At 47.7% G+C, this 19477-nt stretch carries 19 protein-coding genes and 1 riboswitch; of the genes, 2 read left to right on the top strand and 17 right to left on the bottom strand.

All coding sequences use genetic code 11. The features are described 5' to 3' along the window. The 5 genes from MHB37_RS06105 to MHB37_RS06085 form a co-directional block, all read right to left on the bottom strand. The gene (locus tag MHB37_RS06105; RefSeq protein ID WP_076142163.1) at positions 1 to 342 is read right to left on the bottom strand and encodes a MaoC family dehydratase; all 342 of its coding nucleotides are present in this window, start codon (positions 340 to 342) and stop codon (positions 1 to 3) included. Further along, the gene (locus tag MHB37_RS06100) at positions 317 to 718 is read right to left on the bottom strand and encodes a MaoC family dehydratase N-terminal domain-containing protein (RefSeq protein WP_076128119.1); all 402 of its coding nucleotides are present in this window, start codon (positions 716 to 718) and stop codon (positions 317 to 319) included. Before MHB37_RS06100 ends, MHB37_RS06105 begins: the two co-directional genes overlap by 26 nt. Next, positions 715 to 1866, bottom strand: a complete 1152-nt coding sequence (locus tag MHB37_RS06095; RefSeq protein WP_076142162.1) for a thiolase family protein — start codon at positions 1864 to 1866, stop codon at positions 715 to 717. Before MHB37_RS06095 ends, MHB37_RS06100 begins: the two co-directional genes overlap by 4 nt. Continuing rightward, entirely contained in the window at positions 1863 to 3344 is a 1482-nt protein-coding gene (locus MHB37_RS06090) for an AMP-binding protein (RefSeq protein WP_076142161.1), read from the bottom strand. The genes MHB37_RS06095 and MHB37_RS06090 overlap by 4 nt, the downstream gene beginning before the upstream one ends. A 278-nt stretch (positions 3345 to 3622) precedes the next feature. Beyond that, complete coding sequence (locus MHB37_RS06085; protein WP_076128125.1) at positions 3623 to 4336, bottom strand: queuosine precursor transporter; 714 nt, start codon at positions 4334 to 4336, stop codon at positions 3623 to 3625. A 10-nt stretch (positions 4337 to 4346) separates the two neighbouring features. Next, positions 4347 to 4392: riboswitch (PreQ1 riboswitch) on the bottom strand. A 366-nt stretch (positions 4393 to 4758) separates the two neighbouring features. Between MHB37_RS06085 and MHB37_RS06080 the strand changes: the two genes are divergently transcribed. After that, positions 4759 to 6447 (top strand): methyl-accepting chemotaxis protein, encoded by a 1689-nt coding sequence (locus tag MHB37_RS06080; RefSeq protein ID WP_076185737.1) that lies wholly within the window; start codon positions 4759 to 4761, stop codon positions 6445 to 6447. Positions 6448 to 7565: 1118 nt separating this feature from the next. Here MHB37_RS06080 and MHB37_RS06075 read toward each other — a convergent pair. From MHB37_RS06075 to MHB37_RS06040, 8 genes are all read right to left on the bottom strand, one after another. Further along, positions 7566 to 7892 carry a YnfA family protein gene (locus tag MHB37_RS06075; RefSeq protein WP_076128128.1) on the bottom strand — a complete coding sequence of 109 codons (327 nt, stop codon included), beginning with the start codon at positions 7890 to 7892 and terminating at the stop codon, positions 7566 to 7568. Positions 7893 to 8155: 263 nt separating this feature from the next. Then, on the bottom strand, positions 8156 to 8971 hold the full coding sequence (gene cobS / locus MHB37_RS06070) for an adenosylcobinamide-GDP ribazoletransferase (protein ID WP_076128130.1): 816 nt from the start codon (positions 8969 to 8971) through the stop codon (positions 8156 to 8158). Further along, the gene (cobU, locus tag MHB37_RS06065; RefSeq protein WP_076137512.1) at positions 8968 to 9516 is read right to left on the bottom strand and encodes a bifunctional adenosylcobinamide kinase/adenosylcobinamide-phosphate guanylyltransferase; all 549 of its coding nucleotides are present in this window, start codon (positions 9514 to 9516) and stop codon (positions 8968 to 8970) included. The genes cobS and cobU overlap by 4 nt, the downstream gene beginning before the upstream one ends. Beyond that, positions 9513 to 10574 (bottom strand): nicotinate-nucleotide--dimethylbenzimidazole phosphoribosyltransferase, encoded by a 1062-nt coding sequence (gene cobT / locus MHB37_RS06060; protein WP_076137514.1) that lies wholly within the window; start codon positions 10572 to 10574, stop codon positions 9513 to 9515. The genes cobU and cobT overlap by 4 nt, the downstream gene beginning before the upstream one ends. A gap of 95 nt (positions 10575 to 10669) precedes the next feature. Further along, a complete protein-coding gene (locus MHB37_RS06055; protein WP_076272034.1) occupies positions 10670 to 11833 on the bottom strand; it encodes an aminotransferase class I/II-fold pyridoxal phosphate-dependent enzyme in 1164 nt (387 codons plus the stop codon). Next, complete coding sequence (locus MHB37_RS06050) at positions 11826 to 12758, bottom strand: D-alanine--D-alanine ligase (RefSeq protein ID WP_280752596.1); 933 nt, start codon at positions 12756 to 12758, stop codon at positions 11826 to 11828. Before MHB37_RS06050 ends, MHB37_RS06055 begins: the two co-directional genes overlap by 8 nt. A gap of 13 nt (positions 12759 to 12771) precedes the next feature. Next, positions 12772 to 14223, bottom strand: a complete 1452-nt coding sequence (locus MHB37_RS06045) for a PLP-dependent aminotransferase family protein (RefSeq protein WP_340012043.1) — start codon at positions 14221 to 14223, stop codon at positions 12772 to 12774. Positions 14224 to 14335: 112 nt separating this feature from the next. Next, the gene (locus MHB37_RS06040; protein ID WP_339281772.1) at positions 14336 to 14884 is read right to left on the bottom strand and encodes an ATP-binding protein; all 549 of its coding nucleotides are present in this window, start codon (positions 14882 to 14884) and stop codon (positions 14336 to 14338) included. A 142-nt stretch (positions 14885 to 15026) separates the two neighbouring features. On the opposite strand from MHB37_RS06040, the gene catA reads away from it, so the two are divergent. Beyond that, complete coding sequence (gene catA, locus MHB37_RS06035) at positions 15027 to 15686, top strand: type A chloramphenicol O-acetyltransferase (RefSeq protein ID WP_248547842.1); 660 nt, start codon at positions 15027 to 15029, stop codon at positions 15684 to 15686. 105 nt (positions 15687 to 15791) lie between these two features. Here catA and MHB37_RS06030 read toward each other — a convergent pair whose 3' ends face one another. The 4 genes from MHB37_RS06030 to cobD form a co-directional block, all read right to left on the bottom strand. After that, the gene (locus tag MHB37_RS06030) at positions 15792 to 16472 is read right to left on the bottom strand and encodes a histidine phosphatase family protein (protein WP_340012042.1); all 681 of its coding nucleotides are present in this window, start codon (positions 16470 to 16472) and stop codon (positions 15792 to 15794) included. Between the two features lie 8 nt (positions 16473 to 16480). Beyond that, the gene (gene cbiB, locus MHB37_RS06025; protein ID WP_340012041.1) at positions 16481 to 17440 is read right to left on the bottom strand and encodes an adenosylcobinamide-phosphate synthase CbiB; all 960 of its coding nucleotides are present in this window, start codon (positions 17438 to 17440) and stop codon (positions 16481 to 16483) included. A 49-nt stretch (positions 17441 to 17489) separates the two neighbouring features. Beyond that, positions 17490 to 18227, bottom strand: a complete 738-nt coding sequence (locus MHB37_RS06020) for an adenosylcobinamide amidohydrolase (RefSeq protein WP_405169042.1) — start codon at positions 18225 to 18227, stop codon at positions 17490 to 17492. Positions 18228 to 18356: 129 nt separating this feature from the next. After that, entirely contained in the window at positions 18357 to 19445 is a 1089-nt protein-coding gene (cobD, locus tag MHB37_RS06015) for a threonine-phosphate decarboxylase CobD (RefSeq protein WP_076280083.1), read from the bottom strand. Positions 19446 to 19477: the final 32 nt, after the last annotated feature.

Raw genomic sequence — 19477 nt, 5'->3', positions numbered from 1 at the left:
CTACACCTCTTTCACTGCAAAAGCTCCCGCAGCAATAACATCGCCAGCTTCTGTTGTAAGGATCACTTTCACAAAGCAATCGTCCGCTGCAAAATCAAAAATCACGACACTATCGACCTCTATTGGCTTATGAAATTTCATATCATATTGAGTGATCCACTGTGTAGGGTGCTCAGCAATATACAAAGATTGGGCTAATCCCATAAGATACATCCCATGTGCGATGGGTCGCTCCAAACCAGCCTTGGCTGCGGCCTCTGCATCTAGATGTATAGGCGCCAAATCTTGGGAAGCAGTTGCATATTGCCGGATAGCCTCAGCTGTTATGCACTTTTTTATCATGATCATCACCTACCCGAATTAACACCGTTTCTGCGGTGACTATTAGCTTACCCTCACACCTACAAACCAGCGTATGTGTGTAAAAAGTCAGTTTACCCTGTCTGCCTTCTTTTTGCACCTCGCCCGTTAACGCTAATTCACAATCCAAAATCATCCCCGCCGTAATCGGAGCCTGATATGAAAATTTCTGAGTGCCGTGAAGCAAGGGTTCACCGATGATTAACCAAGGAATATCGAAGTCTTGCCAGAAAATAATAGGCATCGTCGCAGGAGCGATCAGCTTTCCATTTATCGTCTGCACGGGTGCTTCAATACTCTGTGCATAGTCCGAAATCCATTCAGCAGTCATATGGATCTGATGTCGGACACTGTTCATTCTATAACCTCCACGAGTGTTGCCAGACCTATCCCACCGCCGATTCCCAGAGTAGCAAGCCCTCGTTGGTAAGGGGCATGTTGCATTTCAGCACATAAGCGAGTCATTAACATAGCCCCGGAAGCTCCGTATGGATGGCCTATTGCTAATGCCCCCCCGCCAAGATTGACCTTTTCCTGTGGAATTTGAAGCTCGTTCAGTGATGCCAATACTTGTGAAGCAAAAGCTTCGTTAAACTCTACGATATCTAAATCGGCAACGGTAAGCTTTTGGCGTTTTAACACCTTTTGCACAGCTGGTACAGGCCCCATACCCAAATAGTTCGGATCTACACCCGCAGCTTGCGCATCCACGACCCGCAAAATAGGGGTAAGCTTAAGCTGCTGGCACTTCTCACGAGACATCATTAATAGAAGCGCTGCGCCATCATTAATAGGACAGGCATTTCCAGCAGTGACGGTACCCTTTTCTTCAAAAATTGGCGGCAGCTTTTGCAGCTTGTCCAGACTCGTATTTGCCCGAGGACATTCGTCGGTGCTCACCCACTGCCCCTCTACCTGAAGAGGTACTATCTCCTGCTGAAACCGGTCACTTTGCTGAGCATGAACCGCCTTTTGATGGCTTTTTAAGGCATATTGATCCTGCTCTTCTCGAGAAATCCCGTATTTCCTAGCTACATTCTCTGCAGCAATTCCCATATCCGGATCGCCGTAAGAGCTAGGCGTAAAATGTGCACGGGTATACAGCTGTGGAACCCCCATTAACGTCTGTGGTTTAGCCATTTTCCATGGAGCACGGCTCGTACTTTCGACACCACCTGCTAAATAAATCTCACCAGCGCCGCTTTGAATCAGTCTTGCTGCTATATTAATTGCCTCTAGCCCAGATCCGCACTGACGATCCACGGTGACACCCGGAACCGAAACAGGCAGCCCCGCTTCAAGCGCAGCTACCCGGGCAATATTACCTCCTGGGCCCACAACATTCCCAATAATGACATCATCAATCAGTTCTTTAGGCAAGTTCGTTTCGGCTACAATATGCTGAATAAGCGGCGCCAGTAATGCCTCCGGCTCAAGTGTACTTAATAAGCCACCCATTCTGCCAACCGGTGTACGTTTTGCCATGACAATTACTGCTTCTATCATATCATCGCTCTTTTCACATAGTCTTTCATCGCTTGCCGGGCAATTTTCCCGCTACTTGTATAGATAAATTCATCCACGGTTAGCAGCTGCTTCGGCGCTTTGTAGCTCGCTAAATACTGGCGGCAATAATTCTTAATTTCTTCGACAGATAAATGCTGTTCTCCGCTCCACTTCACGAGGGCTATCAGCTGTTCTCCCCAGTAATCGTCAGGCACGCCAAGCACCATCACTTCATCTATTTCCGGAAGAAACTCCAGCACCCTCTCTATTTCTTCCGGATAAACGTTCAGCCCTCCGGATATGATTTTATTCTTCAAACGTCCCGCCATATATAAATAACCAGCTTCATCCTGATAAACATAGTCTTCTAAAACAAGCCATCCCTCTCTAAAAGCTGCTGCTGTCTCATTCGGCAATTGATGGTAGCCTAAAAATATCATATCACTACGCACATATAGCTGCCCAATCTCCCCAGGAGGGACTTCCCGGAACTGGTCATCACGAATGGAAATTTGCACCCCGGGATAAGGTTTGCCTACAGAGGTCGGATTATGCTCGGTCAGAACATTCAAATAACTAATATAGCTCGCTTCTGAAGAACCGTAGGATTCATAAAGCCGCGCTCCACCAAACACTTCCATGCCCCTTTTCTTGGACAACTCCGACCACTTTGCACCTGAGCTAATCATCGCATCAATCTGTATCTGCCCAGGTACAGCCTGCTGCATCATGGATTCGATCATTGTTGGTACGACGAACAGCACCACGCCCGGAATTTGCTGACACAACTCTAACACCTGCGTGGCACTAAATTTTTGTGTGATATGAAAGGTTGCTCCACCATATAGACTCTGCATTACGGCGAATAAGGATAGGGAATGCACAAATGGACCTGGTGCCAAAACATCCTTCATAGCGTCCAATTCAAAAGCAATATTCGAAACCTCAAAGCTTTTTAACCATGATAAATGGGTACGCATATAACCTTTGGGCAATCCGGTTGTGCCTGACGTAAAGCCAATAAATAATAATTCATTCGTCTCATCCAACTCAGCCTCCGGCTTCAGGGCAGCCAGCCACTGATCATAGGAACCTGTTCGTTCATTTGAGAAGGTCAATGTTTGGATTACTTGATCCTTGAAAACCAGATTCTTTGCGGCTTCCGGCTCGGCAAAAATCATTGTCGGCTGGCACTGCTCTATAATAACCTGCAGTTCATTAGCACTCCATTTGGGATCTAAGGGAATGGGAACACAGCCCGCATAAATCGCCCCCAAAAAAACCTCAACAAATTCAATACGATTCGTAGATAAAATCGCGATTTTGTCATGCCTCAGACCCTTTTGCTGTAAGCCATTCGCGATTCTCCGCATCGTTTTTACTAATGTGGCATAGGTATGACTTGCTTGGTCATGGGTTAAGGCAATGCTGTCGGGCTGCTGTGCTGCATGACGCAGTATAGGAACTACTAGATTCATCCTAGATCACACCTGTTCGTATTTTCTGTGACTACCGATTATATACATTCTCTTCAATCGGACTGCCCCGCAAGTCCAGCCCAAACTAAAGGATATGTGATAAGCGCCATCGCCGGCGCTCCTGTTAAACTAACCCGCTAGAATTGCTACGATAGCTTATTTTAGCTTTATATTATTTTTATGTACACATCTTTCATGTAACTATTAAGTCCATCTTACAACGAAAAAACAGCCAGCACGCATCGATTATGATCGGTACGCGCTGGCTGTATTGTTGTTTAGTCCTTCTTTTGAACGGATGATGGTGAACCCTCTTCAGCAAAAGTAAAGGTTCGGGCGATATATAAGATAGGTGTGCTTACTGCGGTTAGTAAGAACTTCGCTAGATAAGTCGTAAGCAAAATTTCAAGCCATACATTCCAGTCATACAAGCCCGCAAACGCAATGGTACAGAAAATAAGTGTATCCACAAAGGAGCTAATCATCGTACTACCGTTGGAACGAATCCACAGCTGACTTGAGGTGCTGTAATATTTCCGAATCCAAGAGTACAACCGAACATCTAGGAACTGACTAATGAAGTAAGCAGTAAGACTACCCAAAGCTAGTCGAGGCATCAGCCCAAAAATCGTCTCCAAAGAAGACTGAGCGATATCGGTCTCCTGCGGCTTAAATACTAGTACCATCTGCATAATGACTGTAGTCATAAGCAAGGTGAAGAAACCAAACCAGACCGCTTTACGTGCTTCCGCTCTTCCGTACTTCTCATTAAGTAAATCGCTGGTCATATATAAAGTGACATACATCGTATTTCCGAGTGTCATCACAATATCAAATGGCATAGCAATCGTCTTAGCTACCTGAATGTTAGCAATTACAGTAGCAATACCTACCCAGGCGTACATTCCACTTTTCCCGAACAAGCGGTAACAGAGTAGAAAAAAAGCAAAATTGACAATAACAAATAAAACTCCCCACAGCAAATTAAACATATTACTGAAATTCCTCCTAGTTTTGTTTACGCGGGATGGTTACGAACCGCGGCTTACAATATTAAATTTTCGGAACAAAACATTAATACTCTATCACAATAGCGCTTAACAATCCATAAAAATAATATTTTTATATGAAATTGGTAGTTCCATTTCTTTTTTTTCGCCAATTATCTAAAATAGTCAGCAATAATTCATTTTTTTCAGAAAAAAATGCTCTATAGGACAAAACTTTCACTATTCATCCAGAGGTTAATTCTATAGAATAGTATCAAACACCTTATTCCCGATCCATTTAGTAGAAATATGACATAACTATGGAATATATCTCGGGTCGCCAATTTCCAGCAGTTGGCATGGAGTATCTAGTGAAGACTAAAAAAGAAATGACCTCACCGTCCATAAAAAAAGGAGAGAACGATATGTTTCGTATCAAGCATTCGATCAGTCGCAAATTTACGCGTTTATTATTTGTTGTTCTGTTGCTCACGTCTCTTTTGTTAAGCACCAGCTTCTATTTTATCTCTATCAGTATCTTCAACAGCTATGTTATGCCGCAGATTAACAAAATCCTTACTGCCGCTGCTCAGGACGTATATAAGAATCTCAACGTAATGCACGCCCAGCAAACCCTAAATAAGAACGATCAGTCTGCCACCAATCTCGAGTTCTATTTTCAGGAAAAGAGGAAACAACATGGAGTGGAAACCATTTTTCTGGTCAATCTGAAGGGGAAAGAAGCTGAGATTCTATCCGCAGATCACGATGCAAAATTGCAACGGGCAGAAAGTGTCACCGTATCCTCTGCAATGCAACAAGCCTCTAAAGGAAAAACTGGACTAAGCGATACATATAGCGACGCACATGGTATACATAAAACAGCTTATATCGGTATTCCCGGAAGTACGATGGTTATCGGTGTAAGCAGTGACGTAAGCTTCATTCAAGAAAAAACAGACAGTATTCTATGGACAAGTGCCGGAATCACACTTCTGACGTTGATCATCGGCCTAACTGGTGCATGGTTCATGAGTGTGCGTATAACACGTCCAATCTCAAAACTGGCAGCTTATAGTGCCCGGCTCGCAGAGGGAGATTTCACCGAAGAATTATCAGTTAAAGGAAATGACGAAGTTGCACAGTTGTCCGTAAGCTTCCAAGCGATGACCCAACGCCTGAAAGAAATGATTGGACATGTACTGGTAACCTCTAATACTGTCGTTGCGGATTCCAACTCTTTAAAAGAACGTGTTGAGGTTCTCAATGATATGGCGGAACACTCCAGCTCATCGGTAATAGAAATCGGCAAAGGTAGTACGACTATCGCTAGCAGTGCATCAGATAACTCGAGAGCAATGGAAGAAATCAATTTAGGCATTCAAAGTATTGCCTCAGCAGCGAATGAAGTCACGGAGCAAATCAGTGAGGCTTCCGCTGAAGCAAGTGGCGGTAATGAAATTGCTCAAAGCGCTGTGCTGCAAATGCGCCAGGTTGAACGTGCTTCCCTACAGTCGCTGGATCAATTACAAATCATGAATGAGCGTTCAGTAATGATCGGAGAAGTCGTTCACAGTATTACTGAAATTACGAAACAGATCCAAATGCTGTCGCTGAATGCTTCAATTGAAGCTGCACGCGCAGGAGAGCATGGACGCGGCTTTGCTGTTGTTGCAGGAGAAGTACGCAAGCTGTCTGAACAATCCCGTAACGCAAACGAACAGATCCGTGACTTCCTACTTGGGCTTCAAGAAGATATGAGTCGCTCCGTTACCGAGATGAACCACGTGAATTCTGAGGTTGCCTCTGGAGTCGGCAAAGTAGCAGAAGCAGGTGATGCCTTTAATCACCTCCTGATTCTTATCCAAAGCATCAATCACAGCATCCAATCCGTATCTGCGGCTACACAGCAAATCTCAGCAAGTACAGAAGAAGTCAGTGCTTCCGTCGAAGAAACTGCACAAATTACATCAAGATCGCAAGAAAGTGCGGACACACTCGCTGCTAACTCAGAGCGGCAGCGCGTCGAACTGGAAGGCCATGCAGAAACCGTTAAACATCTGTATGAGCAAGCCAAGAAACTCCAAGAAGCTGTGCAGCAATTTAAGATTTAACGCTTGTAAATTAAAACCCCCGTTCACACGAAAGTGTTGAACGGGGGTTTTTAGTTTGCGATGGCTCGCTTAGACTTGGGGGCATACGCTAGGCTTGCGCGAAGCTCTCGCTTAGAATCGGCGCTTCATGTGCTGCTGGCTTGCGCGATACTCTCGTTTAGACTCGGCACGCCATTTGCTGCTGGTTTGCGCGATACTCTCGTTTAGACTCGGCACGCCATTTGCTGCTGGTTTGCGCGATACTCTCGTTTAGACTCGGCGCGTCATTTGGCGTTGGCTTGCGCAATCCTCTCGTTTAGACTCAGCACGCCATTTGCTGCTGGCTTGCGGACTCAGATGCCGCTATTACTCGAAAAACTGCCATTTGGAGACTTTTTCGGACTCGAGAGACGCTATTGCCTCATAATCAACCCAGACTCAGCCTATTTCGCTCAAATAGCGCCTCTGGTGTCCGAAAACGCTCCAAATTAACCCTTTTATCACAAATAAGGTCTCCTGAGTCCGGAGCCAAGTTACCTACAGCAAATTACTCAAAGTTCATCCGTGGCACTACCAACAGCAAATTACTCAAAGTTCATCCGTCGATGCTACTTACTGCAAATTACTCAAAGTTCATCCGTGGATGCTACCTACTGCAAATTACTCAAAGTTCATCCGTCGATGCTACTTACTGCAAATTACTCAAAGTTCCTCCGTCGATGCTACCTACTGCAAATTACTCAAAGTTCATCCGTCGATGCTACTTACTGCAAATTACTCAAAGTTCCTCCGTCGATGCTACCTACAGCAATAGACTCGGCTACATGCGCTAGCTTGCGCGAAGCTCTCACTTAGACTCAGCACGCCATTTGCTGCTGGCTTGCGGACTCAGATGCCGCTATTACTCGAAAAACTGCCATTCGGAGACTTTTTCGGACTCGAGAGACGCTATTGCCTCATAATCAACCCAGACTCAGCCTATTTTGTTCAAATAGCGCCTCTGATGTCCGAAAACGCTCCAAATTAACCCTTTTATCGCAAATAAGGTCTCCTGAGTCCGGAGCCAAGTTACTCACTTAGTAAAAACTAGGTTACTCAGCTTTCATTCCGCTTTTATGGCTAAGCAAACCTCACTCAACCTAGTGCCGCGGTGCCCAGAGGATAACCGATACACCGATCACACAAATAACAGCTCCGACCCAGTCGTATACGTCTGGTGTCTTCTTGTCTACAAGCCATCCCCATAAGACCGCGAGTACGATAAACACCCCGCCGTAAGCCGCATACACTCTACCGAAGGAAGGGAATTTCTGCAACGTAGGGATAATCCCATACGCTATCAGAATCAAAGACCCCACTAAACCGTACCAAAGTGGCCGTGATTCTCTCAACCATAACCATACTAAATATCCGCCACCGATCTCAGCAAGCCCAGCAATTATAAACAGCAGAATGGCAAATAACATGTCATCCCTCTTCCCTATCTATCTCATAAAAACGCAAAGGTTGCTCACAACAAATTGTACTCAAGGTTCACCCGTAGAGCTCCTACAACAAACCACTCAAGGTTCACCCATGGAGCTACCTATGCAAATTACTCAAGATCCACCCTTAGAGCTACCTATAGCAAACTACTCAATGTTCACCCAGGGAGCTACCTACAGCAAATTACTCAAGGTTCATCCGTAGTACCACCTACACCAAATTACTCAAGATTCCCCCGTGGAGCTCACATTAAATTGTGCTGGAGCAGCAATAACACTAGCAGCAGTACAACCTCCAGCAGCTCGTTCAGCGCGCCGTACACGTCGCCGGTGAGCCCGCCGAGCCGGCTGCTGATCCGCCGCGCAGCCGCGGTGCCGCAGGCCAAGGCCGCGACCGGCAGCAGCAGAGCTGCCGCCAGATGCAGCGGCCACGCGGCTAAGCCAGCGCCGAGCGCCAGTGGCGCAGCGGCGGCGGCCAGCGAGAGCAGCGCGGCGACTGCCAGCGCGCGCCGCTCATGCGAGGAAGCTAGGCCGGCGAAGTTCGCGGCCAGCCCCTCGTCTCCACGGGCAATGGGATAACGCACCATTGCCCGCACCATATACCAGCGGCTCCAGACCGCTGGTACCAAGAGCAGCGGCAGCTCGTAGTAGGCGAAGCCTTCGATTAGAGCTGCCAGTAAAGATGCTTTAAACAGCAGGAGCAGCACGCAGGCGAGTACGCCCATCGCACCCACACGGCTGTCCTTCATAATCTCCAGGGCTCGCTCCCGTGGCCGATAGCTGAGCAGGCCATCCGCGCTGTCCATCCAGCCATCAAGATGCAACCCGCCAGTGAGGCCTACCCACAGAATCAGAGTGAGCACAGCTGCTGGCCAAGCAGGTAAAAGCAATCCCGTCAGGGCTGCTCCAGCAGCTACACACAGCCCAATTGCTGCGCCTACCATGGGATAGAAGATTACACTGCGGCGCAGCAGTTCAGGAGAGAATCCCGGATCACCTTTTACAGGAAATCGGGATAAGAACTGAAAGGCAGCTACGGCCGCATCCCTACGCTCCCTCATAAACGATACTCCCTGCTCTTCAGCTCAATCGGAATTCCAACAGTTACTAGAAAGACCTGTTCGCATTGCCGAGCGATCAGGGCGTTCATTCGTCCCGCCAGATCACGATACAATCGGCCAAGCGCATACTCCGGAACAATCCCGTCGCCAACCTCATTAGTGACCAGAATAAGCGTCCCTTGAAAAGAACGCACACTGTCTTCAAGCCTTGTTATTTCACTCTCAACAAGCTCTTGTCTATTTTCAAAACCTTCCACGGCCAATAATGCATTGGATAACCATAAGGTCAAACAATCTACGAGCACCGCTTTTTCACCCGATAATCGCTTTAGCAGATCTGGTAAATCATACGGTTCCTCCAGCGTCTCCCAAGCGTAACCACTTTCCATTCGTTGATGCTGATGCAGAGCAATCCGTTCCTTCATTTCGTCGTCAAAGGCCTGTCCGGTTGCTACATAGAAGGCCTGATCTGCCAGTGACTGTATCAGTTTTTCTGCAAAACCACTTTTCCCGCTACGTGCGCCTCCCGTTACAAGAATGCTCATCGTTGACCAGCTCCAGAGATGCCTGCACTTTCAAAGGTTGCCATTTCGCTCAAAATGCGGCAGATCGCCTCGATTAAATGAAGGCATAATACGCCCCCTGTTCCCTCACCCAATCGCAGACCGAGGTTAAGCAGCGGTTCAAGCCCAAGCTGCTCCAGCATTAACTTGTGTCCCCGTTCTCCTGATACATGAGACGCTATCATATAAGCGATGGATTCAGGTGCAAGGGCTTTTGCCACAAGCGCTGCCGCCCCCGAAATAAAACCATCCAAAATGATAGGTGTCCGATTAGCAGCGGCACCAAGAATCAGTCCCGCCAAGCCAGCGATTTCCAGTCCGCCAACTTTAGATAATACATCCAACGGATCTGCTGAATTCGGCTGATTTACCTTTAAGGCGCGTTCCACCACTGCAATTTTATGTAGTAAACGTTCATCATCAATTCCCGTTCCTCGTCCCACAGCTACTTCAGGGGCTATTCCTTTGAGAGCACATAGAATGGCAGCACTAGCCGTAGTATTTCCAATGCCCATTTCGCCTGTTATAAAAATCTCCGTTCCGTTCTTAACCGCTTCCTGCGCAACGCTTATCCCAACAAGAAGAGCATTCATGGCATCCTCACGACTCATCGCAGGTCCCACAGCCATATTATCCGTTCCCCGGCGCACTTTACGATCAATCAGATCGACATGACTAAGATCGCCATTTATGCCGACATCAACAAACTGTACCTCTGCCCCAGCTTGACGTGCCAATACATTCACAGCCGCTCCACCGCTGAGAAAGTTATGGGCCATCTGTAGCGTGACTTCCTGTGGAAATGCGCTAACCCCTTCGCAGCACACCCCATGATCAGCAGCCATCACAACAACTGTTCGTTTGGTGAAACTAGGCTGCTCCGTACCCGAAATTCCAGCGAGCTTAACGGCCAGAGGTTCCAATTGTCCCAAACTGCCCGGAGGTTTGGTCAGAATGTTCAGCCGATGCTCCGCCTTGAGGATGGACTGATCATCAGCCGGAATGATTTGTTTAATTACGTCTTGAATATCTGAAAGCATATAATTACGACCTCCTATTAAATGTATCCGTATAACCTATTCTATCTCATATTCGCAGAAAAGCCCCCATCTATGATAGAGGGGGACTTCTAGAATTACAACTTCACTTTCATAAAATCTTCGATTCTCTCCAGCGCCTCCGTCAATTTTTGTAAGGAAGCGGCATAGGAGCAGCGAATATAACCCTCTCCGCCTGCTCCAAACACATGACCCGGAACCGCAGCGACACCGACCTCCCTGAGCAGCTGCAAAGCGAAGTCTTCTGATTTCATTCCGGTATGAGCGATGGAAGGAAAGGCATAAAATGCACCCGCAGGTTCATGGCAAGGTAGTCCAATGGATCGAAATCCACTAACCAGCAGCTTTCTCCGCTCATCGAAGCATTGCTTCATATGTTCCTTATGCTGCATTCCGTTGCGCAATGATTCAATCGCAGCAATTTGACCGAGCACGGGGGCACACATTGCAGTGTATTGATGGATTTTTAGCATCGCAGCAATTAATTCTCGATCGCCACAAGCATAACCCACTCTCCAGCCAGTCATTGCAAAAGCTTTGGAGAAGCCGCTAATCACAATCGTCCTTTCCAGCATCCCGGGAAGAGAGGCGATGCTGACATGCTGACTGTCATACGTAAGCTCGGCATAAATTTCATCTGAAATGACCAGTAGGTTATTCTCTTTTACAATCTGTGCAATAGGCAGCCAATCTTCATAAGTCATTACTGCACCTGTAGGATTAGTCGGAAAATTCACCATAAGAAGCTTCGAACGCGGAGTAATCACCTTCCGTAATGCTTCAGCAGTAAGCTTAAACCCCTGCTCGGCCGATGATTCTACCTCCACCGTAACCCCCCCGTTCAAATGGGTAATCGGCGAATATGCGATATAGCTGGGAGAAGGGACGATAATCTCATCCCCGGGTGTAATGAAAGCTCGTAATGCCAAGTCCACAGCCTCGCTGCTGCCCACCGTAACCATAATCTCATCGTTTGGCTCATAACGAAGCTTGAAACTTGTGTGCAGATAAGTAGCGATCTCCTCTCTAAGCTCCAGTAACCCGGAATTTGGCGTATACATCGTTTCCCCATTATTCAAGGCATGAATACAGGCAGCTCTTACATGCTCCGGTGTAACGAAATCTGGTTCCCCTACACCCAGCGATATAATATCCTGATTTCCCGCACTTAGGTCAAAAAAAGCCCGAATCCCCGAGGGTGCAATCTCCCGCACACGTGGAGCAATCCATTCATTATGCATGGCTGTACACCTCTTCCTTTGCACTCTTTTCCGTTAGGGAAAGGGAGATGATTTCGTCCAGCAGTCCGCTGAAGGTGTAGCCTGCCGCTTGCGCGCTTTTGGGTAAAAGACTGGCCTTCGTCATGCCTGGTAACGTATTCACCTCCAGCACATAAGGAATACCCTCTTTAAGCAGCATATCAACCCGTGCATACACGCTACATTTTAGTGCTTTATAACAGCTCAAGGCAGCCTCGCGTACCCGCTCATGCACCTCAGTAGGCAATTCAATGACCCGTTCATCTGCTCCGCCTTCTTCATACTTAGCACTGTAATCGAACCACTCGGCATTTGCTGAGGTAATTCCCAGAATAGGCAGCAGCTCTCCGTTTAGAATAGAACAGGTGATTTCTTGACCTTGAATGTAGCTTTCAATCAAAATCGACTGATCACAGGCAAAAGCCTTCTGCACTGCGCACAACAGCTCCTCGCTGCTGCTCACTTTTTCCATTCCGATACTCGAGCCGCCTGAACATGGCTTCACCATAACAGGATATCCGAGCCGTTCCACCGCTTCAGCCGAATAATCCTTTATGCTGTCCCAGCATAGCCAATCTGCTGTATTGACGCCTGCGCAGCGTATAAGCTTTTTGGAGAGATCTTTATCCATGCAAATGCTGCTAGACAAAACCCCGCTGCCCGTATACGGAATCCCCATCGTCTCCAGCGTTCCCTGAACCGTACCATCCTCGCCGTAAGCTCCATGAAGTGCAAGCAGTGCGATATCGATCCCTTTTGCCTGCTCAATAAGCTCCTCACGCTTGGTGATCACAATTGGAATAATTTCATATTTATTGGGGTCTAGATTCTTCAATATTTCTCTACCGCTATTCATGGATACCTCATATTCTGAGGATACCCCGCCCATAATTACGCCTACCTTCATCTCAAGCACCTCTTTATCCCATTAGTTGTCGAGCTGTTCTGCCAATAATCTCGATCCCCTTGCGGATATCCTCATCCGTCACTCTGGAGAAACCGATCCGTATCGTATTTTGCCCTTTACCGTCTGTGAAGAATATATCTCCTGCTGTAAAAATAACCCCTTGCTCATGACAGGCCGCCAACAGCGTCCTTGTATTAAAGCCCTCCGCGAAGGTTACAAAAAGATGTAGGCCACCGTCCCCTGACAGCGCCGTATAAGGAATACAATCCTTGCAGCATTGCAGGGTTAATTCATACTTTCGTTTGTATTCTGCTCTGGCTTTTTTCAAATACTTCTCTAAATGACCACCCAATAAATACTGATACAAAATGGATTGATCCAGCGTCGAGGTGTGAATGGTACGTGCGCGCTTGACGCTTTCGAGGGAATTGATCAACTCCTGATCCGCCAGCACCCAACCTACACGTAGTCCCGGAAATAATACCTTGGAGAAGCTGCCGAGATAAATCACGCTGTTGCCGCTGCCTGCTGCTGCGATAAGTGGAGCCACATGTGAGCCCGAATATCGTAATTCCTCGTTAAAACCATCCTCAATCACCGGGACTTGGTAGCAATTCATCAGCTTCATTAGCCGCTGTCTTTTCTCTGGAGACATTACAATTCCGGTTGGATTATGATAAGAAGGGACGAAGTATGCACAGTCAAAAGCTTGCTGTTGCAATGCTTTCTCCAGCTCCGCCAAATCAATCCCATCACGCTCCATCGAAATCCCGGTGATCTCAAAACCGTTCAGCTTCAAATTTTTGATCGCTGTATGATGCGTCGGATTCTCACAAATGACCGAACCATTTTTTTTACTCAGAGCAGACAATACAATATCGAATCCCTCAGTAAAACCATTGGTGATCAATATATCCTTGCCCTTCATTTCAACGCCCTTGTGCTCCATATACTGCTTCAAATAGTCTATTAAAGGCTTATACCCTTTGGCATAGCCGTAATTTAGCAGAACGTTGCCTTCTACCGACATCCGATCCATAAAGGATCGCTTCACATTATCCAGATCAAAAAGACTCTCATCAGGCGCTATGCTGGTGAAGGAGATCGTCCCCTTCTCCGCTCGAATCCCGCGCTTCATGATATCCAGTTCCTCTGCCAGCACCGCGTGATCATTGAGACGTGACTTCCAGTCCATCGTCCAGGAAGAGATCGTTTCACTGCCGGGCGGCGTAGCAGCAACATAACTTCCTTGCCCTTGCACGGCATAAGCAAAGCCATCATCCTCAAGCCCTGCATAAGCAGAGATTACGGAGTTGCGGCTAACCTTAAGCAATGTGCTGAGCTCTCGTGTGGAGGGCAGCTTTTGATTGCCTTGCAGACCGCCTTTTATGATTAAGTGCTTCATATAGTCTTTAATTTGTATATACACCGGCCGTCCGGCTATGAGCTTAAAATCCTTAAACATCTCTCAATCGCCCCCATGACTATCATGGCACAATCACTCGCTTAAAAAAAGAACCACAGCCATGGGATTTTAATCCGGCTGTGGTTCTATAAGAGGACAAATGCCCAAAAAATCAAGTTACAGATCTATGCTCAATCACAAGCTCCCCTTCTCCAGAAGGGATCTCAAAACCATTTAAAAACCGGGTTAATATGTCCTCCGTAATCGGAAATGCGGCATTGGCGTCAAAACGTTCACTCCGGATAAGCAGTCTCTGACGCAATTCATCCGGCTGGACCTTTAAGTGAATCAGTTCCCACACGCCACCATAACTCTCAATGAGCTGCTTGTAATCGTTCCGTCTCTGACGTTGCCAGAAGCTGAAATCGATAACAACATGATGTTTTGCCTGAAGCAGATTCACCAGCTCCCCCCGCAGCTTTATCTCCGACTCTTCCTTATAGGACTCATAATTGTCCTCTGGATAATCCACCCCGAAACGGCCGTGCGTGGCCCAAATATCTTCATCTATCGAAAGTCTGGCGAATCCCTCTTTCTCCAGCTTTTTAGCAAAGGTTGTTTTACCCGACCCCGCTACACCGCACATCATCACTACGCTGGAAGCAACACTCGTACGCTTTTGCTGAAGCAATTTTTCAATAACCAACTTTTCGGTCAGCATTATAAATGCATCTCCCTTCCAATTGATGGTATACTCATCGTTACAAAATACTTTCTCAAGGGATTGTGATAAGGATATGGTGAAATCAGTCCAGCAGACCTCCTAAAATGAAAAATGAAATAATTTTAGGAGGTCATAATAAATGATTTTTATCCCGATTGTCATTGATAACTGGAGTAGAAAACCCTATTTTGAACATTATTTAAACAATGTCAGATGCACCTACAGCATGACTGTAAATATTGATATCACCCTTCTACTGTCAGAGCTCAAGCTAAAGGGAATTAAGCTGTACCCAGCACTAATCCACATGATAACTACGGTGGTGAACCGTCATAGTGAATTCCGCACATGTTTTGATTCTGAAGGTAGATTAGGTTATTGGGATAGCTTGTCCCCTAGTTTTACAATTTTCCATGATGATGATAAGACTTTCTCAAGCATCTGGACTTCGTACGGTGAACAGTTTAATGATTTCTATAACCGTTATCTCGATGATATGAAAATGTACGGAAGCGTGAAACAATTTATCGCTAAAGCAAACGAACCACCGAACACCTTCCCTATTTCCAGCATTCCGTGGGTCAGCTTCACAAGCTTTAACCTGAATGTGTATAACGAGGGAACCTACCTACTTCCCATCTTTACGATAGGGAAATATTTTCAGCAAGACAAAAAAATACTATTACCCATCTCGGGGCAATTCCACCATGCCGTGTGTGACGGTTACCATGCCAGCATGCTGTATAATGAATTACAATCACGTGCAGATACCTATAAGGAATGGTTACCTATTACCTAATATCTAATTAACCATGTTATTCTGCTGACAGCAAACGATAGTTCAAACATAAAGGGTTCCACCTATTAGGTTTTCCTAATGACGTGGAACCCTTTTTTCATGTAATCATCCTTTTTCCAAAATATGAGCTTTATCAGCTGACCATTGTCCATGCTGCCAGAGTATTTTTAGTACCATTCCATTCCCGGGAGAAGGAGCCACTGCATTGTAGAATGTGAGACCAGGAACTAACTGTGCAAGTAAATTCCTGATTACACCCCCATGCGTCACTACCAATACTCTATTCGATGTAACCTCACTTTTTTTCTCCTTGATAGCACAGCATCCAAACGCAGCCACAGCAGCTTGACCTAAGTCCAACAGGAAACTACGCAACCGAGCATCGAATGCTGTCCACGATTCTCCTTCTGGCGGTGTAACCTTTGAAGGATCATCAATCCAACGTCTATATAGAGAGTTATCTTTCAACTGCTCATAAGTGCAGCCTTCCCAAGCTCCGAAGTTCATTTCACGAAGCCGCTGATCGTAAACAGCGTCCTGCTCTAGTGAAGGTGCTCCGAAAGCCAAGGTCTCCCGACATCTTAGCAAATCGCTACAGAACACACGCCAAAAACCACCTGATAACTCAGTCTGCAGGCAGATCTGCTGCTGAGGTTGGGATAACCGCTCACTTGCGTCAGGAAGCAATGGAAGATCCGTATGTCCCAGGTAACGATGCTCAACATTCCATTTCGTCTGCCCGTGTCGGATAAGCACTAGCTCAAGCTCTATAGAGGGAATTGCCATACCGACGCTCAGCCTCCAATCCATATCCATGCCAAAACCGCGCATAGACCTACAAATATTGAAGAGCAGAGCATCATCATCCGCGAGGTCTGGATGATATCATCCGGTTCCATCGTACGTACCGGATCACCCATATAAGCCCGAAAAGAAGCGACGCCATGATACACATTTTCGCCTCCGAGTCGGATGCCGAGTGCGCCAGCCACAGCTGATTCTGGATAACCGCTGTTAGGGCTTGGATGTAGATGTGCATCCCGCTTCACCATTTGCAGGCATCTGCGCCAATCCAGACGAAGCATCCCTGCACATAGAGCCAAAAGCAATGCCGTAATTCGTGCCGGGATAAAGTTAGCCACATCATCGAGCCGGGCAGATGCCCAGCCGAGATCACGGTATTTATCGTTCTTATAACCAACCATTGAATCGAGTGTATTGACCGCCCGATAAGCCATAGCAAGCGGTGCACCGCCAATCAGCGCGTAGAAAAGCGGAGAAATAATCGCATCGACGATGTTTTCTGCTACGGTCTCCACCGTTCCACGGACAATTTCCGGTGCATCTAGCGAAGTCGTATCACGTCCCACGATCATCCCTAACGCCTTGCGGGCAGCAGGAATATCGCCCTTCTGCAATTCCACGTACACCGCCATTCCTGCATCCTTTAGTCCCTTGGAGGCAATCGTGGTTGAAATCAACCAAACCTCGGCTATCCAGACGAGCCACGGTGAGATATATGACAGCAGCCATAGCAGGATGGCTGTCAGTGCCCAAGCACCGCCCGCCACACATAGCGGAAGCAACACCCCTGCTCTGCGTAGGCTTTGCGGGCGGGACCATAAACGACGGATCGCCCGCTCCAGAGCCGTGATTGCTTTGCCCATACCAATTACGGGATGAGGCAGGTTACGCGGATCACCTACGATCCGGTCAATTACGTAAGCCGCAAGCAACACCAAAGCGATTGTCACAAGCAATCACCTCTGAACAAGCTTCTACTTCTCCAGCTATCCATTCTCATTAGCTATCCTTCCTTGCCTGCACCGACAGCAGGCTGCCCGTCACAGCACTATATACAAGCCGGCCGATAGCGCCTCCAAGATCGGTTGCTGTGCCGGCATATACATGCTCGGCGCTGTATCGCCCGCTTTGGCTCACAGCGAGTACAATAGCATCCGTAGTCGTGCCGGTTGCGATCAGGCCATTCTCGGGATCGGTAATCCCGAGATCTGCCAGCGCGGCAGCTTTGGCTTCGACAGCTGTCTGCACAGCATTGACCATGGCCGCCGGTGTCAGGCGGCCATCAATGCAGAGCATGATGTTAATCGTACCCGGCCGATACACAGCCAGCACATTGCGTTCCACACCTGCGCGCGCAGCATTTCCTGCGGCGGCTGTAACGCAAACAAATATTCCCGCTGAACCCGTGTCCTCTTCAGTTACCGCTGCATGCTCTAGCGGCACAGCCGTCATCAGACCAGCACAGCCGGATAAAGGATAACCCCAATCGCGCAGCTTATTCTCCATATCCTGGACAGGATCACTACATTCGTAATTGCGATCAACATATAAATTGACGGCCCGCTGCAGCCGGTTCATTCCTCCGCCGTAGAACGCGCTCGATAAACCATCGGCTTCTGCTGGCAGCTCCAGCAGCAGATGCTTATCCTTCCATTGCAGAGCAAGCCCTGGCCAGACGGCCGGACGATACTCCCTGATTCCCCCTGTAAGATTAAATGGAATCTTCACTTCCACCATAGCCGATCCCGCTCCTTTCACCGCTCATTTCTTTCATTGAATACTTACAACCATCCTCGAAAGGATGCCACACCAATAGCGCTGTCAGCTCGCTCCGCACATAGAGTCATTAAAGACTACATGCACCTGTCACTTAGTCGCTAGAATCTCCGCCATCTGCAGCAAAAGGCGGGCATTATCCTCATGTCCCTTAACGGCAACTCGAATATGCTCAGCACCTAACCCTGCATACATAGCGCAGCTGCGCACTAGTATACCTACGCGGCCAAGCCTAGTCTGAAACTCAGCCGCGCTCCACGGTGATGGCAAGCCACAGAGCAGAAAGTTGGCTTCTCCCGGTGGGACATCGCAGCCCAGCTGCATAAGACCCTGCCGCAGTTTTTCGCGTTCTGCTGCAATAAGCTCACGCGTACGCTGTTCATAGTCACGTCCACTTGTAAGGCAGGCTTCCCCTGCGAGCAGCGCCAAGCCGTTCACACTCCAGGTGACCTGCTTTCCGCTCATCGCCTTCGCCAGCTTCGGATGTGAAATCGCAAACCCGAGACGCAAGCCGGGAATCGCATAAAACTTCGTCATCGACCGCACCAGAACCGTATGCGGAAACCGCTCCAGCTCCGGCAGGAGTGTATTTCGCTCTGACTCCGGGATAAAGTCAATAAAAGCTTCATCCACAGCCAAATAAGTCCCGCAGCTTTCAGCCTTCTGCGCTAACAAGCGCAGTTCCTCCACAGCATACTGAACGCCATTGGGATTATTCGGCTGTCCGAGAAATAACAGTTCCACCTGTTCCAACAGCCCGGCAATCTCCTCCACTCCAGCGCGAAAATGCTGTTCCCTTGTCCCCTGAACCGATAATACTTCAGCGCCAAATTGTACGGAAAGCTGCCGATACTCAGAGAAACAAGGCTCCACGATGCCAACCTTTTGCGGAGCTATCGCCAGCAGCAGCAAAGCCATAGATTCCGCTGCACCGTTGCCCACAGTTAACCAGCTATTATCTACGCCAAGATTTTCCGCCAGTAGGCGTTTAAAGCGTCGGTGTCCAGGGTCCGGATATGCCACCACCGTTGACAGTGCTGTTCTGAGCAGCTCCAAAACTTGCGGTGGAGGACCGAGTGGATTGATGTTGGCACTATAGTCGAGAAATGTGCCCCCAGCTTCTCCATAGAGCTCCGCTGCCGTCAACAAATCACCGCCATGCCCATATTTTTCAAGCATAATTACACTCCCTCTATCTACTTTCTCTAGCA

Source organism: Paenibacillus sp. FSL H3-0286 (assembly GCF_045040705.1).
Classification (GTDB): Bacteria; Bacillota; Bacilli; order Paenibacillales; family Paenibacillaceae; genus Paenibacillus_AQ; species Paenibacillus_AQ odorifer.
This window is presented reverse-complemented; position numbering and strand designations above follow the sequence as displayed.

Coding starts and splice junctions, on each gene's coding strand:
- MHB37_RS06105 (WP_076142163.1), bottom strand. CDS start 342: ATGATAAAAAAGTGCATAACAGCTGAGGCTATCCGGCAATATGCAACT.
- MHB37_RS06100 (WP_076128119.1), bottom strand. CDS start 718: ATGAACAGTGTCCGACATCAGATCCATATGACTGCTGAATGGATTTCG.
- MHB37_RS06095 (WP_076142162.1), bottom strand. CDS start 1,866: ATGATAGAAGCAGTAATTGTCATGGCAAAACGTACACCGGTTGGCAGA.
- MHB37_RS06090 (WP_076142161.1), bottom strand. CDS start 3,344: ATGAATCTAGTAGTTCCTATACTGCGTCATGCAGCACAGCAGCCCGAC.
- MHB37_RS06085 (WP_076128125.1), bottom strand. CDS start 4,336: ATGTTTAATTTGCTGTGGGGAGTTTTATTTGTTATTGTCAATTTTGCT.
- MHB37_RS06080 (WP_076185737.1), top strand. CDS start 4,759: ATGTTTCGTATCAAGCATTCGATCAGTCGCAAATTTACGCGTTTATTA.
- MHB37_RS06075 (WP_076128128.1), bottom strand. CDS start 7,892: ATGTTATTTGCCATTCTGCTGTTTATAATTGCTGGGCTTGCTGAGATC.
- cobS (WP_076128130.1), bottom strand. CDS start 8,971: ATGAGGGAGCGTAGGGATGCGGCCGTAGCTGCCTTTCAGTTCTTATCC.
- cobU (WP_076137512.1), bottom strand. CDS start 9,516: ATGAGCATTCTTGTAACGGGAGGCGCACGTAGCGGGAAAAGTGGTTTT.
- cobT (WP_076137514.1), bottom strand. CDS start 10,574: ATGCTTTCAGATATTCAAGACGTAATTAAACAAATCATTCCGGCTGAT.
- MHB37_RS06055 (WP_076272034.1), bottom strand. CDS start 11,833: ATGCATAATGAATGGATTGCTCCACGTGTGCGGGAGATTGCACCCTCG.
- MHB37_RS06050 (WP_280752596.1), bottom strand. CDS start 12,758: ATGAAGGTAGGCGTAATTATGGGCGGGGTATCCTCAGAATATGAGGTA.
- MHB37_RS06045 (WP_340012043.1), bottom strand. CDS start 14,223: ATGTTTAAGGATTTTAAGCTCATAGCCGGACGGCCGGTGTATATACAA.
- MHB37_RS06040 (WP_339281772.1), bottom strand. CDS start 14,884: ATGCTGACCGAAAAGTTGGTTATTGAAAAATTGCTTCAGCAAAAGCGT.
- catA (WP_248547842.1), top strand. CDS start 15,027: ATGATTTTTATCCCGATTGTCATTGATAACTGGAGTAGAAAACCCTAT.
- MHB37_RS06030 (WP_340012042.1), bottom strand. CDS start 16,472: ATGGCAATTCCCTCTATAGAGCTTGAGCTAGTGCTTATCCGACACGGG.
- MHB37_RS06020 (WP_405169042.1), bottom strand. CDS start 18,227: ATGGTGGAAGTGAAGATTCCATTTAATCTTACAGGGGGAATCAGGGAG.
- cobD (WP_076280083.1), bottom strand. CDS start 19,445: ATGCTTGAAAAATATGGGCATGGCGGTGATTTGTTGACGGCAGCGGAG.